The following is a 13,610-nucleotide window of genomic DNA, read 5'->3' on the forward strand; positions in this document are numbered from 1 at the left end:
GCGGCTTTACTATGCCGCTTGGCCTTATGCATGCATCCAACCTATGAATTAAACGACGCTGGAGACCGCTACTTTGACGGTCTGGTCGACAAGTTTTCACGCTCGCTTTACCAGGCGCCTCGCGGCGAGCTGCGCTTGGCGATGCTGGATTACTTGCTGCCGCAAATGCTTGAACTAACTCAGCAGCCCGTACTGGATGTCGGCGGCGGGTTAGGTCAGCAGGCGGCGTGGTTTGCCGAACGCCAGCACCCGGTCACTATGGCCGAGCCCTCGCTGGATATGCTTACGTATGCCAAGCATTGGCACAGTGAAGCTAAACGGCTGCCTAGCGAGGCGATGGCCTACGTGCATGCCCCGCTTCAGGATTTACGCCAGCAAGCGCCGGGCCCTTGGCCATTGATTACCTGCCATGCGGTGCTTGAGTGGTTGGGCGACCCGCGCTCAGCGATGGCTAGCCTGGCAAGCCTGCTCGCGCCCGGCGGGCAGTTGAGCCTGATGGTGTTTAACCGCGATGCGCTGCGCTTTTCCAACGCGGTGAAAGGCAATCTGGAAAAGGCGCTAAGTGATCGTTTGGAAGGCATGGGCAAGCGGCAGCGCTTAACGCCTATTTCGCCGGTCACCCATGCTGAGGTAGTTGAGTGGGGGGCGGAAAACAGTCTTGAAGTGGCAAGCGTTGCGGGTATCCGTGTGTTTCAGGATTACCTACGCCTGCCACCCGCCAGCGACAAAGAGCGTGAAACGCTGCTGGCGCTCGAAAAGAAGTACTGCCAACAAGACCCGCACTGGCGGCTGGGTCGTTATTTACTCTACACGTTGATTAAACCGGAGACTTCCCAATGAGTGCCCAATCACCTGCCTGCCAGCTGCTGGAACGTCAACAGGATGAGTACACGGCACTTATGGTCGTAGCGCCACCGGTTGATGCCTGGTTAATCGCGCAATCCGCAGGCGTTATCAGTGGGGATCTTGGTGTGCTAAGCGAGTGGCAAGCTGCCGATAAGGGAGCGTTTAGCCCCTTCGCGCTGCCTGAAAATGCCGTTACCCACGGCGAGATAGTGTTGTTCTGGCCTAAAGCGCATCAGCTAGGCATTTGGTGGCTTGAGTGGCTATGCAGCGTGCTACCCATGGGCACGGCCATTGAGATTGTCGGTGAGCACAGTGGTGGCGTGAAACGTGTGCCTAACGTACTCGCAGAGCGGGGGATGATGTGTGACAAGCGCGATAACGCGCGGCGCTGTTCCCTCTTTGCCACACGCACCATCGCGCTTGAGAATACCCTGGAAGACGCTTGGCAGCGCTTTGATGCTTTGGGCTTAACGCTGGTTAGCCATCCCGGCGTTTTTGGTCATGGCAAGGTAGATGAAGGCACGCTGCTACTATTGGACAGTCTGGAAAAAGAGCTGCCTAAAGCGCCTCAACGTATTCTCGATATGGGCTGTGGCGATGGCATTATTAGCGCCTGGCTTGCCAAGCGGGGTCATGCGGTAACCGCCGTGGATGTCAGCGCTTTTGCTGTAGAGGCAACGCATCGCACGCTAGAGGCTAATCAGGTTAATGGGCACGCTTTGCAAAGCGATGTGTATAGCGCATTGGAAAGCGAAACCTACGATTTTATTATTAGTAACCCGCCGTTTCATCAAGAGCGAGACGTAAGCTACGGGCCCAGCCAACGCTTGATTCGCCAAGCGCCTAAGCATCTTGCTAACCGTGGGCGTCTCATCATGGTCGCCAATGTGTTCTTGCCTTATCCGGACCTTCTCACCGAGGCTTTTGGCAGCTTTGAAACGCTTGCTGATAATCGGCGGTTTCGGGTCTATGTGGCGAGTAGATTAGGCCGTTAATGTTTATTTTTGAATCACGGTTTACTCGGCAAAGAAAACACTTAAAACATGGTCTAAGTGGGCTTCCATTGCATGGCGGGCAGCGGTCGGGTCACGATTTTCAATCGCCTTGACGATCTGCTCATGATCGCCTTGGGAGCGCTGAGGCATATCTGTTTCCATGTACAGATCCTGAAGACGACGGAACATAGGGCCATATTGATGGCCAAGTAGGTGCTTGATGATAAGTGCGTAGGCAGCGTTGCTTGATGCTTCTGCTATGCGGATATGCAGCAATCGGTCCCCGACGCAGTTACGTCTACCGTTGGCGTTATCAAAAAAATTGCGTTCGAGAGCTAGTCGAATCGATTTTATGTCGTCATCGGTCGCATTCATGGCTGCTAATGCCGCAATTTCCGGCTCTAGATAGCGGCGTGTCTGAAGAAGGGAAAACGGAGGGATTTCTTCGTCCAGGTTAAGCTCAATTTCACTCTCGAATTCTGGATCCAGTGCCCACGGTTCTGTACGTGCCGCCGCACGCATCACTGGCTCCAAAGGTATTGAACGGGGCTCAAGTACAACGACACCGTGCCCGACTCGCACGGCAACCTGACCAACCACTTCCAAGGCAATCAAGGCTTCTCTTACTGATGCTCGGCTGACGCCTAGAGATTGTGCAAGCTCGCGCTCGGGCGGAAGGAGGGTTCCAGGGGGGAACTCTCCATTATTGATCAACTGCTGCAACTGGTCAGCGATCTGGCGATAAAGCCGTTGTGAGCGGATGGCTTGAATGGGCATTCGCGGTCGTTCCTATCCGTTTCTTTAATATTCTCGATCAATATTAACTGCGACTAAAGTTTATCCCCAAAAGCCCATGATTGGCCTTTTTGAGGATTGCAAAGATCAATATCTCTCGCTCATACTCGATTCATTGGTCAGGCCATTGTATGTCTGGACGACCTGACCCTAGTATGTTCCCACGATTTTCAGGGGCGTGCCATCGCTATTAGGGAAGTGACACCGCATGAGACTCAAAAATAAAACTGCATTAATCACTGCCGCCGCGAACGGTATTGGGCGTGCAAGCGTCGAGCGATTTGTTGCCGAAGGCGCACGTGTACTCGCCACCGATATTGATATTTCTACCTTGCAAGATATGCCGGGCGTTGAAGCCTATCGCCTTGATGTAACGGATAGTCAGGCAATCAACGAACTTGCCGCTTCGCTGCCAGACTTGGACATACTGTTTAACTGTGCGGGCATGGTGGCGGGTGGCACGGTGCTTGAGTGCGACGAGGCGACTTGGCAGCGGTCGATGGATCTGAACGTCACTTCAATGTTTTATACCCTTCAGGCTTTTTTACCCGGCATGTTATTAAACGGTGGGGGCAGCATTATCAATATGGCGTCTCTGGCATCAAGCGTTAAAGGCGTTGCCAACCGCTGTGCTTACGGGGTCTCCAAAGCGGCGGTTATCGGTCTTACCAAGTCGGTAGCCGCCGACTTTATGACCCAGGGTGTTCGCTGCAATGCCATTTGCCCAGGTACCGTCGAGTCTCCCTCATTGAAACAGCGTATTGCAGACCAGGCCCGCCGAGAAGGGCGCAGCGAGTCTGACGTGCTGGCATCGTTTATTGCGCGTCAACCGATGGGCAGGTTAGGGCGGGTAGAGGAAGTGGCTGCTTTGGCCGCTTTTCTGGCCAGCGATGAATCGCAGTTCATTACCGGTACTGCACAGTTAATTGATGGCGGCTGGGCTAACTGATTACTTTAGGAGGTATAACAATATGAAATTATTACGCTTTGGACTATCGGGTCAGGAAAAGCCAGGCATTCTGGATAGCCAAGGAAAGGTACGCGATCTTTCCTCTATCGTTGATGATATCGCGGGCGACGTATTGAGCGACAGTAAGTTGCAGCAGCTACGCGATATGGATTTAACAACGTTGCCGGAAGTCGCTGATGATGTTCGCTTGGGCCCCTGTGTGGCTCGCGTAGGCAAGTTTATCTGCATCGGTCTCAACTATTCTGACCACGCCGCTGAAACCGGTGCTGAAGTGCCGCCCGAACCGGTCATTTTCAATAAATGGACCAGCGCTATCTGCGGTCCTAACGATGATGTGGAAATTCCCCGCGGCTCGGAAAAGACCGACTGGGAAGTAGAGCTTGGCGTCATCATTGGCAAGGGCGGTCGTTACATCGACGAGGCCGACGCTATGTCGCATGTGGCGGGCTACTGTGTCGTGAATGATGTCTCTGAGCGCGCGTTCCAGCTTGAGCGCAGTGGCACCTGGGATAAAGGCAAAGGCTGCGATACGTTTGGCCCGTTAGGCCCTTGGCTGGTAACCCGTGACGAAGTGGCGAACCCGCACCAATTAGGCATGTGGCTTGAAGTGGATGGTAAGCGTTATCAGGATGGTAGCACCCAGACCATGGTGTACCAAGTGCCTTTTTTAATCAGTTACCTAAGCCGCTTTATGAGCCTGCAGCCGGGCGACGTTATTTCAACCGGTACACCTCCGGGAGTAGGTATGGGCCAGCAGCCCCAGGTATATCTTCGGGACGGCCAGCGCATGCGTTTAGGCATTGATGGCTTGGGCGAGCAGACGCAGCGCGTAGTTCAGGCATAGAAAATTTAGATAGTAGAAATATAGATAGTGGAAATACACATAGTAAGAAAATAGGTATTGGCGGCTCTATTCGCCGTTAATACCTCATTTACTGAGAGCGGCAGGCCTTGAAGGATTTTTATACCTCCAAAGGACTGACCAATAGACCAAAGCGCCTGTCAGGCTGGTTCGATAGTGGCCTGTGCTTGGCGGAAAGGAGCACATTAATGCAAGCGCTTGTTTGTTCAAAGCCGCATCACCTTGAACTGCGTCACTACGCTAAGCCTGAATGTCCGGCAGGACATGCCCTGGTACGCATTCGGCGCATTGGCATCTGCGGCACGGATATCCATGCCTATGGGGGTAATCAGCCCTATTTTGAATACCCACGCGTGCTTGGTCATGAGCTCGCAGGAGAGGTTGTTGAGGTGGCGGATAGCCCAACTCAGCATCTGTTGGGCAAGCAGGTTTACGTTATTCCTTATTTACATTGTGGCGAGTGCCGCGCCTGCCAGCAGGGTAAGACAAACTGTTGCCAGAATATGCAGGTTATTGGTGTACATAAGGATGGCGGAATGGCGGAGTACCTGGCTGTTCCCACTACACACTTGGTAGTTTCCGAAACTCTCTCTATCGATCAGCTCGCATTAGTAGAGTGCATGGCGATTGGCGCCCATGCGGTAAGACGTAGCGCACTGCAAGCGGGTGAGTTGGCGGTGATTGTCGGAGCAGGCCCGATAGGCATGGGTGTTCTTCAGGTGGCGAAAAGCCGAGGTGCACGCACATTGATGGTGGACACCAATGCCTCACGATTAGCGTTTTGCCGTGATGTGTTGGGGGCTGATGCGGTCGTAAATCCACAGGAAGTTGAGGTGACGGCCCAGGTCAGCACACTAAATGGTGGAGCGTTAGCGGATGTGGTGTTTGATGCCACCGGTAATCCCCGTGCCATGCAGGCGGGGTTCGATCTTGCAGGCCATGGTGGGCGCTATGTGTTGGTTAGCGTAGTAAAAGCTGATATCACCTTTAACGATCCTGACTTCCATAAAAAAGAACTGACGCTGATGGGTAGCCGCAATGCCACGCGTGAAGACTTTGATTGTGTGGTGTCACTAATAGAGAGTGGTGCTATCAACGCCGATGCGATGATTACTCACCGGGCGCCGCTTGCCGATGTTCCTTTAAAAATGCCTCAGTGGTGTGACCCCGCCAATCAGGTCATCAAGGCGATGATTTCCATCGATACTGAGGAAGCGCATCCGTGAGTGATCTGATTACAACGCAAACGCCCCATCTCACGCTGCGTGTTCACGCACTGGATAATGTTCGAGTTGCTTTGACCGACTTGCCAGCAGGCGCAGTGATCGAGGATCAAGGCGTTAACATCACGCTGCCTGGCTTCGTTCGCCACAAGCATAAGTTTGCGCTAAGCGATATGGCGGTTGGCGATGTTGTCACCATGTACGGCGTAAGGGTGGGTAAAGCAACACAACCCATTGCAGCGGGTGGCACGATTACGACCGAAAACGTGGTGCATGCAACGGACGAGCTATCCACGGAGACTAGGCAAAAAGCGTGGCAGCCACCTGAGGTAACGGCGTTCGAGAAGACGACATTTGCTGGCTACCATCGCCCGGATGGCAAGGTAGGAACGGCCAACGTGTGGCTAGTGGTGCCTTTGGTTTTTTGTGAAAACCGCAATATCGAAGTGTTGCGCCAGTGTGTCGCCGATGCCTTGGGTGACGACCCCTTTTATGATTATAAGCGCATGGCCAGGCAACTGTTGCATGGGCAAGACATTGCCGAGTCAGCGGCTCCCGCCGGGGAGCATCTGTTTCCTAATGTTGATGGCGTGCGCTTTTTGGTTCATCAGCAGGGCTGCGGTGGCACAGACGGTGATGCTGACGCGCTATGTGAACTGCTTGCAGGCTACATCTGTCATCCCAATGTCGCTGGCGCAACGGTGCTTAGCCTGGGTTGCCAGAAAGCACAGATCAGCATGCTGCAAGAAGCCATTTCAAAACGTGACCCAAGCGGCCACAAGCCAGTCAGCTACTTCGAGCAGCAGCGGTCTGAAAGCGAAGAGGTGCTAATTCGCGACGCATTGACAGCGATTTTTGATGGACTTAAGCAGGCCAATCAAGTGACTCGGCAGCCAGCGCCGCTTTCTGAGCTTACCTTGGGCGTTGAATGTGGCGGTTCGGACGGTTTTTCCGGACTTTCCGCAAACCCCGTGGTAGGCGCTGTTGTGGATCGACTTGTGGCGCTGGGTGGTAGCGGTATTCTAAGTGAGTTCCCCGAGCTATGCGGTGTAGAGCACGAGTTGTTGGCGCGCTGTCGTAACCAGCAGGTGGCTGAACGCTTCACCACGTTAATGGCCGCTTATCAGCGCCATGCCCACGCGGTGGGCGCGGATTTTTCCATGAACCCTTCACCTGGCAATGTGCGTGACGGCCTGATTACCGATGCCATGAAGTCAGCGGGCGCTGCAAAAAAAGGCGGAGACAGTCCCGTGGTTGATGTGCTCGATTACACCGAGCCCATGACGCGTAAGGGGCTTAACCTGCTATGTACGCCAGGTAACGATGTAGAGTCCACTACTGGTCTGGTTGGGTCCGGCGCTAATCTGGTGCTATTTACCACAGGTCTAGGAACACCGACCGGCAACCCCGTGGCGCCTGTGATTAAGATTTCAAGCAATAGCGAACTCGCAAGCCGTATGAGCGATGTGATCGACTTCGATGCTGGGCCGATCATCCGCGGTGAAGCGAGCATTGCCCAATTGGCCGATGAATTGCTAACGCTCTGTATTGAAACAGCGTCTGGGCGTTATATATCGAAGGCTGCACGTCTTGCACAGTTGGACTTTATTCCTTGGAAGAGAGGGGTGTCATTGTGATCTCTCAGGCGAGCATTGTTCAGTTCGGTACGAGCCGTTTTTTACTCGGCCACGTCGCTGCTTTTGCAGGCGCAGCGTTGGCAGAGGGAAACAGCCGTGAAGCCGTACTTGTGGTGCAGACATCGGCGCGTCCCGAGGGCAAAGCCAAGGCAGCTGCCTTGGCTCAGCAGAATAGTTATCCGCTACACATTAAGGGATTGCGTAATGGTGCACCCATTGAGGAGCATCTCTCTATTAGTAGTATCGCTGGCTGCCTCGTGGCACAGGAAGAGTGGGAGGCACTAGAGCGTCACTTTATTCAGACAGCTCGTTGGGTGGTTTCCAATACGGGGGATAGCGGTTACGAAGTAGCCGGTGATACGAGTCTTGCCGCTGTTCCAGCCAGCTTTCCAGGCAAGTTGACTAAGCTGCTTTATGCACGCTTTAACGCAGGGCAGCCGGGTCTTACGTTGCTTCCCTGCGAATTAATCAGCAGCAATGGTCAAGTGCTCCAAAATATCGTCTCCGAACTGGCACGTAAGGATTATGACAGTGTCCGTTTTGATGCATGGCTAAATGACGAGTGCTGTTGGGTCAATACATTGGTAGACCGAATCGTCTCGGCGCCCTTGGAGCCGGTTGGTGCGGTCGCTGAGCCTTATGCGCTTTGGGTCGTTCAGCAAACGCCACGTTTGAGTATGCCTTTTGAGCATCCTGCTATTGAAGTCGTGAGTTCGTTACAGCCCTATGAATTGCGCAAGCTTCACATCCTTAATCTGGCGCATACCTATTTGGTTGATCAGTGGCTCCAGCTTGAATTGACCGGTTCCGTTACCTACGTCAGAGAAGCCATGCGGGACCCACTGCTGCGTAATGCACTCAGTGAGGTTATGGAGCAAGAGGTGCTACCTGTTTTGGCACTTGAATTACCGGATATGGATTTAAACGCCTACTGGCAGTGCACACTGGACCGTTTTGATAACCCTTTTTTAGATCATCGTCTAAAAGATATTGCCCAGTATCACAATGACAAACTGAGCCGTCGCATACAGCCAATGGTGGATATGGCGAAAAATCACGCAGTACCGACGCCAAGACTGAGTGATGCGCTTAAACGGAAAAACATTCCAAACATTAACGATAAAACAACACTGCTTTAAAGCAGACACCACACCTACGGTTAAACACAAGAAAAAGAGGAGTGCTCAATGCGCCTGAATAAACTGTCTATCGCAATTACGCTTGCTACTGTAACGACGCTTGGGGCTGTTACGGCTGCTCATGCCAGCACTGAAATCCGCGTTGCGTACGGCAATCAGCCCGGTGAGCCGGTAGATGTCGCCATTAAGCAGTGGGCTGAGAGGGTGAGTGAGGCGAGTAATGGTGAGCTGGAACTGAAAGCGTTTCCTGCAAGCCAACTAGGTTCGGAAACTGAGGTAATGGAACAGGCACGTTTTGGTGCGCCCATTATTTCAATTTCGGCTTACAGTAATTTTCTCGATTCAGTGCCCGACCTTGCCGTGTTAGATGCGCCTTATCTGAGTGAAGACTTTGAGTCGAAGCTTAAGGTTTTTGATTCGGAATGGTTTTCAGAACAAATGGCAAAGGTAAATGGGTCTGGCTACCACATTGTTATCCCAAATGCGGTATATGGGGCACGGCACCTGCTATCAAATGAGCCGGTCAGCAACCCTGCCGATCTTGATGGTATGCGTATTCGCGTTCAAAACTCGCAAATGTATGTAGAAGCTATACGTGCCATGGGAGCAACCCCTACGCCGATGTCACTGGGTGACGTCTATCCTGCGCTGGCGCAGGGAATAGTAGACGGCGTCGAGAATCCAGCAGCGGTACTTTACGGGGGCAAGTTCCACGAAGTGGTGAAGCATCTTAGCTTGACGTCTCATATGCATACTGTAGCGCCTTTCGTTACTGGGAAGTCTTTTTGGGATCAACTCAGTGAAGAGCAGCAACAAATTCTGACGGATACCGGTCAGCAGATGGCAGAGTATCTCTCTGAACTGGTAGCGGATAATAGCGAACAGGCACTAGAGCATTTACGTAGTGAAGGCGTAGAAATTCATGATGTTGATATCACGCCTTTCCGCGAGCGAGCTGCGCAACAGATCCCATCCGCATTTCCTCAGTGGAGCGATGGCCTGTATGACAAGGTTTACGAAATAATTAATGGCTAATCAGCCTGTGATTGCGTGGTTCCCCGGTTAGCCGGGGAACCACGTTGAGGTGTCTGATATGAAGCGTATATTCACGTGGATAGATCGATTCATGCGTCTTGATGAAGTCGTCGCGACCGCCGCCATTTTTGCACTTTTCCTGGTGGCTATTAGCAATATATTCATGCGCTATTTATTTAACAGTCCCTTAGCCTGGACAGAAGAAATTCTTCAAATGCTTTTAGTGTGGGCCTCATTCCTGGGCGCTAGCGCCTTGGTGCGCCGTAGAGAGCATGTGTTTATCAGTTTTGTTACCGATAAGCTGCCGCCAAGGTTGGCGCATTGGAATGAGCAAATATTCAGTGTGGGCATCATTTTAGCGAGTGCCGCAGTAATGCTTTATTGGGGGACTGAGCTACTCAGCTATTCAGCGTATCGCAGTACACCGATGCTGCAAATTCCTTATTACTGGATTCATGTGGCGATCCCCGTTAGTGCGGTGGTAATGATTTACCACTGCGTGGTGCGGTTGGTTCGGCAACATTCATCTTAGGAGCTAACCACATGGCTGTCAGTATTGCGCTTGGCGCACTGTTTTTACTGTTTCTGTTAGGTACACCCGTCGCGTTTGCACTCTTTTTCTCGACGTTTCTCTATTTCATCGTAGGGGCTGACCAACCCATGATGCTGCTTATTCAGCGTCTAGCCGGTGGTCTGGAGTCGGTCTCTTTGCTCGCTATTCCATTTTTCATTATGGCGGGTGTGTTCATGAACCATTCTGGCATTACCGACCGGTTGCTAAAGCTTGCTGAATTGCTGACTCGTCGTATGCATGGTGGATTAGCACAAGCCAATGTGTTGTTAAGTACTTTTATGGGCGGGCTGTCTGGCTCTAATATTGCCGACGCAGCCATGAATGCCAAGCTTTTGGTACCCAGCATGACGGCTAAAGGCTATCCCGTGCCTTTCTCTAGTGCGGTAACTGCCGCTTCGTCACTCATTACCTCGACTATTCCGCCCGGCATCGCCTTGATCGTGTATGGCTACGTCAATAATGTCTCCATTGGACGGCTTTTTCTTGCCGGTGTGGTTCCTGGCGTTTTGATGGCAATCAGCCTAATGGTGCTGGTGTCCTTCCTGTGTCGGCGTTACGGCTATCAGCCACCCCAGCGAACGAAAGTAGCGCGTAAGGAGTGGATTAGCGTGACGCGTGCCGGCCTTATCGCTTTGATGCTGCCCTTGGTCGTTATTGGCGGTATCCGAATTGGCGTTTTTACGCCAACAGAGGCAGGGGCTATTGCGGTGTTTTATGCTTTAATCGTAGGTGTTTTCATTTATAAGCAGATGACGCCTAAGACGATAGCGCTGGCGACCAACGAATCGCTCTTGGCATCGGTTAATGTGCTTTTCATCATTGCCGTCGCATCAGGTTTTGCACGCTTTCTTACCTGGGAACAAATTCCTCAGGAGATCGCTATGATGCTGTCCACCCAGGTTGGCAGTGCTATCGCCTTCCTATTGCTAGCTAACGTGTTGTTATTGGTCTTGGGCATGTTTTTGGAAGGCAACGCCATTTTGATAGTGCTTTCGCCGCTGCTGGCGCCGGTAGCCGCTCAGTTTGGTGTGGACCCCGTTCACTTTGGCATCATTTTCATTATCAATGCCACGATTGGTACGATTACACCCCCATTAGGCACGGTAATGTTTACGACCTGCGGTATCACAGGTATTAGTGTTTCATCCTTTATTCGTGCTGTGATGCCTTTCTGGCTGGTAATGGTAGGTATTCTGCTATTGGTAACCTTCATCCCGGCGCTTTCATTGATGTTGCCTACGCTTGTTTTCTAATTGCGGTGGTTTCTATACAAAGGAGTGGTCAGGGGGAAAAGGCGACCTCACTATTTCCTCACACTAACCATATTCAACTACCGACGCACTCCCATTTCACGGCTATGATGCTGATAGGCATTGGGCACTTTAATGAACGTTGTGCGGGGTAGAGACGATGGTTAAAAGCAGTAGAAGCATCGTGATATTGGGTAGTGCGGTTGTGCTAGGTGGGTTGCTGGCGCTGGGGTTGGTCGGAGGCGGTAGCTATATCAAGCAGGCGGCCGACGTGTGGCAGCAGTCTTCGCGCAATGTCACCGTGCGTGGTTTGGCCGAGCGTGAGGTGGCGGCCGACCTGGTCTTATGGCCGTTTAACTACAGCGTGAGCGCTAATAGCTTAAGCGACCTGGAGCAGCAGCTTTCCAATAATGACCAGGCGGTTCGTCGCTTTTTGGAGTCTCAGGGATTTGAACCCGGGCATATCAGCACAACACCCCCCAGAATTACCGACCAGTTTAGTAATCTCTATGGTGGACAGCGTCCTGATGAGCGTTACCGCGCTGAGGCCACGTTGCTGCTGCGTTCGCCGGATGTTGAGGGCGTGATGCAGGCAATGCCAGGGACCTCGTCGCTGGTACGTCAAGGGGTTTTGCTCTCGCCAAGTTACGAGTACCAAACCGAGTTTCTATTTACCGGCCTAGAGGCGATCAAGCCTGAGATGATTGCTGAGGCGACGGCTGATGCGCGTAATGCCGCCCAGCAGTTTGCTGAAGACTCCGGGAGTCAGGTAGGGCAGATCCGCCAGGCAACCCAAGGCTACTTCTCGATTGATGATTTGGACAGCTACACCCCGCATATCAAGCGTGTCCGAGTGGTGACGACTATCGACTATGCCTTAAAAGACTAGGAAGCCCCATGCACTAAAGCGAAGCATAGCGGATCGCAGTAACGGTGTAGAACACCTTCCCATTCGGAGTAAGTACTTCTACATCGTCATCGACCCCTTTGCCGAGAAGTGCCTTGGCCATGGGCGCATCAATACTGATCCAGCGCTTTTGGGTATCGATTTCGTCGTGTCCTACAATCCGTATGCTAAGCGCTTCGCCATCTTCATCCTCCAGCTCGACAAATGCCCCAAAAAATATCTTGTTGGTGTCTGCGGGTAGTCGATCAACCACCTGCAGCTCATCCAGACGTAGGGTCAAATAGCGAATCCGCGCAATCACACGGTTCAGCTCTTTCTTGTTGTAAGTGTAATCAGCGTTTTCACTACGGTCGCCAAGCGCAGCGGCTTCACCTACTTTTGTTGAGAGTGCGGGGCGTTTGACTCTGGATAAGTGATCCAAAATTCCGCGTAAACGCGCGGCGCCCTCGGCGGTAATCAAATTGCTTTTGGGTGCCTGACGCGGATCTTTTGCCGGATCGCGCCAGCGGGTCATGTTACGACCTTTCATTAAGGGACTCTCATCTGGTTAAAGATAGCGCTGGTTAAAGACGACTGTAGGGTAAAGAGAAAGTAAACAAAAGCACAGTGACATCACTCGCGGCTAGCGAATCAATCAAACGTTCGTTACATTGTGAGAATAGGCTGATTAGCGCTTAACAACGCAGCGTCTATATGTCGATATAAAAACAACTCAGGAGATAATAATGCGCACACGACCGTTTTCTCGTTTGATAATGACTGCAGCGCTTGGCAGCACGCTAATGCTGTTACCCTTAACGGCTTTGGCCTATGAAAACGAACTGTTCTCCTTGAAGAACCGTTGGGAACATACGGTGAGCGACTTGCCAGCTAACCAGCGTGAAGGCACGTTGGACGTTTTGTCCAATGAAGTCACGACGTTGGCCAGCGAAAACCCGGATCAGCCGGAGCTTCTGATTTGGCAGGGCATTATTCTGGCTTCGTATGCGCGTGAACGTGGTGGTTTCGGCGCGTTGGGTATCGCTGGTGATGCACGTGATGCGCTTGAACAGGCCATTGCGCTTGATCCGCAAGGAGGAAACGGTTCTGCCTACGTCACACTGGGCGCACTTTACGACAACGTGCCTGGGCGCCCAATTAGCTTTGGAAGCAGTGAAAAAGCTCAGCAAATGTTTCAGCGTGCCGTTGAGATTCGCCCTGAAGGTATCGACGTCAACTACTATTACGCCGCGTTCCTGCTTGATGAAGGGGACACCGCCGCTGCCCGCGAGCACGCTGAACGTGCGGTGAACGGTACTCCACGAGCGCAGCGTGAACTCTCCGATGAAGCGCTACGCCGCGATGCCCAAGCTATGCTAAACCGTCTGTAACCCCGCC

The 13,610-nt window shown here is 52.5% G+C and carries 14 protein-coding genes; 12 read left to right on the forward strand and 2 right to left on the reverse strand.

Going from position 1 to position 13,610, the window contains the following annotated elements; translation table 11 throughout:
* Positions 1 to 30 precede the first annotated feature (30 nt).
* Complete coding sequence (locus tag ACT3T7_RS02875) at positions 31 to 840, forward strand: methyltransferase domain-containing protein (RefSeq protein WP_444630035.1); 810 nt, start codon at positions 31 to 33, stop codon at positions 838 to 840.
* Complete coding sequence (locus ACT3T7_RS02880; RefSeq protein ID WP_444630036.1) at positions 837 to 1,841, forward strand: methyltransferase; 1,005 nt, start codon at positions 837 to 839, stop codon at positions 1,839 to 1,841. Before ACT3T7_RS02875 ends, ACT3T7_RS02880 begins: the two co-directional genes overlap by 4 nt.
* Before the next feature lie 21 nt (positions 1,842 to 1,862).
* Here the strand turns inward: ACT3T7_RS02880 and ACT3T7_RS02885 are convergent, their stop codons facing one another.
* Positions 1,863 to 2,618 carry a FadR/GntR family transcriptional regulator gene (locus ACT3T7_RS02885; protein WP_444630037.1) on the reverse strand — a complete coding sequence of 252 codons (756 nt, stop codon included), beginning with the start codon at positions 2,616 to 2,618 and terminating at the stop codon, positions 1,863 to 1,865.
* Between the two features lie 226 nt (positions 2,619 to 2,844).
* Here ACT3T7_RS02885 and ACT3T7_RS02890 point away from each other — a divergent pair, with 226 nt between their 5' ends.
* From ACT3T7_RS02890 to ACT3T7_RS02930, 9 genes are all read left to right on the forward strand, one after another.
* Positions 2,845 to 3,585, forward strand: coding sequence for an SDR family oxidoreductase (locus tag ACT3T7_RS02890; protein ID WP_444630038.1), 741 nt, complete (start codon positions 2,845 to 2,847; stop codon positions 3,583 to 3,585).
* A 22-nt stretch (positions 3,586 to 3,607) separates the two neighbouring features.
* Positions 3,608 to 4,450 carry a fumarylacetoacetate hydrolase family protein gene (locus tag ACT3T7_RS02895; protein ID WP_444630039.1) on the forward strand — a complete coding sequence of 281 codons (843 nt, stop codon included), beginning with the start codon at positions 3,608 to 3,610 and terminating at the stop codon, positions 4,448 to 4,450.
* A 206-nt stretch (positions 4,451 to 4,656) separates the two neighbouring features.
* Positions 4,657 to 5,694: a zinc-binding alcohol dehydrogenase family protein gene (locus tag ACT3T7_RS02900; protein WP_444630040.1), complete on the forward strand. Its 1,038-nt coding sequence runs from the start codon at positions 4,657 to 4,659 to the stop codon at positions 5,692 to 5,694.
* Positions 5,691 to 7,328 (forward strand): UxaA family hydrolase, encoded by a 1,638-nt coding sequence (locus tag ACT3T7_RS02905; protein ID WP_444630041.1) that lies wholly within the window; start codon positions 5,691 to 5,693, stop codon positions 7,326 to 7,328. The genes ACT3T7_RS02900 and ACT3T7_RS02905 overlap by 4 nt, the downstream gene beginning before the upstream one ends.
* The gene (locus tag ACT3T7_RS02910) at positions 7,325 to 8,467 is read left to right on the forward strand and encodes a mannitol dehydrogenase (RefSeq protein WP_444630042.1); all 1,143 of its coding nucleotides are present in this window, start codon (positions 7,325 to 7,327) and stop codon (positions 8,465 to 8,467) included. The genes ACT3T7_RS02905 and ACT3T7_RS02910 overlap by 4 nt, the downstream gene beginning before the upstream one ends.
* A 48-nt stretch (positions 8,468 to 8,515) precedes the next feature.
* Complete coding sequence (locus ACT3T7_RS02915; RefSeq protein ID WP_444630043.1) at positions 8,516 to 9,502, forward strand: C4-dicarboxylate TRAP transporter substrate-binding protein; 987 nt, start codon at positions 8,516 to 8,518, stop codon at positions 9,500 to 9,502.
* 58 nt (positions 9,503 to 9,560) lie between these two features.
* Positions 9,561 to 10,034 carry a TRAP transporter small permease gene (locus ACT3T7_RS02920; RefSeq protein ID WP_444630044.1) on the forward strand — a complete coding sequence of 158 codons (474 nt, stop codon included), beginning with the start codon at positions 9,561 to 9,563 and terminating at the stop codon, positions 10,032 to 10,034.
* A gap of 11 nt (positions 10,035 to 10,045) precedes the next feature.
* A complete protein-coding gene (locus ACT3T7_RS02925; protein WP_444630045.1) occupies positions 10,046 to 11,329 on the forward strand; it encodes a TRAP transporter large permease in 1,284 nt (427 codons plus the stop codon).
* Between the two features lie 157 nt (positions 11,330 to 11,486).
* Entirely contained in the window at positions 11,487 to 12,215 is a 729-nt protein-coding gene (locus tag ACT3T7_RS02930; RefSeq protein ID WP_444630046.1) for an SIMPL domain-containing protein, read from the forward strand.
* A gap of 13 nt (positions 12,216 to 12,228) precedes the next feature.
* On the opposite strand, the gene greB is transcribed toward ACT3T7_RS02930, so the two are convergent.
* The gene (gene greB, locus ACT3T7_RS02935; protein WP_172116247.1) at positions 12,229 to 12,762 is read right to left on the reverse strand and encodes a transcription elongation factor GreB; all 534 of its coding nucleotides are present in this window, start codon (positions 12,760 to 12,762) and stop codon (positions 12,229 to 12,231) included.
* 196 nt (positions 12,763 to 12,958) lie between these two features.
* Here greB and ACT3T7_RS02940 point away from each other — a divergent pair, with 196 nt between their 5' ends.
* Positions 12,959 to 13,603, forward strand: a complete 645-nt coding sequence (locus ACT3T7_RS02940) for a tetratricopeptide repeat protein (RefSeq protein ID WP_172116248.1) — start codon at positions 12,959 to 12,961, stop codon at positions 13,601 to 13,603.
* Positions 13,604 to 13,610: the final 7 nt, after the last annotated feature.

This window comes from Halomonas sp. 111, assembly GCF_052379685.1.
Lineage (GTDB): Bacteria > Pseudomonadota > Gammaproteobacteria > Pseudomonadales > Halomonadaceae > Vreelandella > Vreelandella citrativorans.

Bases quoted from the DNA above. Each gene is read 5' to 3' on its own strand.
- ACT3T7_RS02880 (WP_444630036.1), top strand. From the start codon at position 837: ATGAGTGCCCAATCACCTGCCTGCCAGCTGCTGGAACGTCAACAGGAT.
- ACT3T7_RS02895 (WP_444630039.1), top strand. From the start codon at position 3,608: ATGAAATTATTACGCTTTGGACTATCGGGTCAGGAAAAGCCAGGCATT.
- ACT3T7_RS02930 (WP_444630046.1), top strand. From the start codon at position 11,487: ATGGTTAAAAGCAGTAGAAGCATCGTGATATTGGGTAGTGCGGTTGTG.
- ACT3T7_RS02915 (WP_444630043.1), top strand. From the start codon at position 8,516: ATGCGCCTGAATAAACTGTCTATCGCAATTACGCTTGCTACTGTAACG.
- ACT3T7_RS02925 (WP_444630045.1), top strand. From the start codon at position 10,046: ATGGCTGTCAGTATTGCGCTTGGCGCACTGTTTTTACTGTTTCTGTTA.
- ACT3T7_RS02920 (WP_444630044.1), top strand. From the start codon at position 9,561: ATGAAGCGTATATTCACGTGGATAGATCGATTCATGCGTCTTGATGAA.
- ACT3T7_RS02940 (WP_172116248.1), top strand. From the start codon at position 12,959: ATGCGCACACGACCGTTTTCTCGTTTGATAATGACTGCAGCGCTTGGC.
- ACT3T7_RS02900 (WP_444630040.1), top strand. From the start codon at position 4,657: ATGCAAGCGCTTGTTTGTTCAAAGCCGCATCACCTTGAACTGCGTCAC.
- greB (WP_172116247.1), bottom strand. From the start codon at position 12,762: ATGAAAGGTCGTAACATGACCCGCTGGCGCGATCCGGCAAAAGATCCG.
- ACT3T7_RS02885 (WP_444630037.1), bottom strand. From the start codon at position 2,618: ATGCCCATTCAAGCCATCCGCTCACAACGGCTTTATCGCCAGATCGCT.
- ACT3T7_RS02890 (WP_444630038.1), top strand. From the start codon at position 2,845: ATGAGACTCAAAAATAAAACTGCATTAATCACTGCCGCCGCGAACGGT.
- ACT3T7_RS02875 (WP_444630035.1), top strand. From the start codon at position 31: ATGCATCCAACCTATGAATTAAACGACGCTGGAGACCGCTACTTTGAC.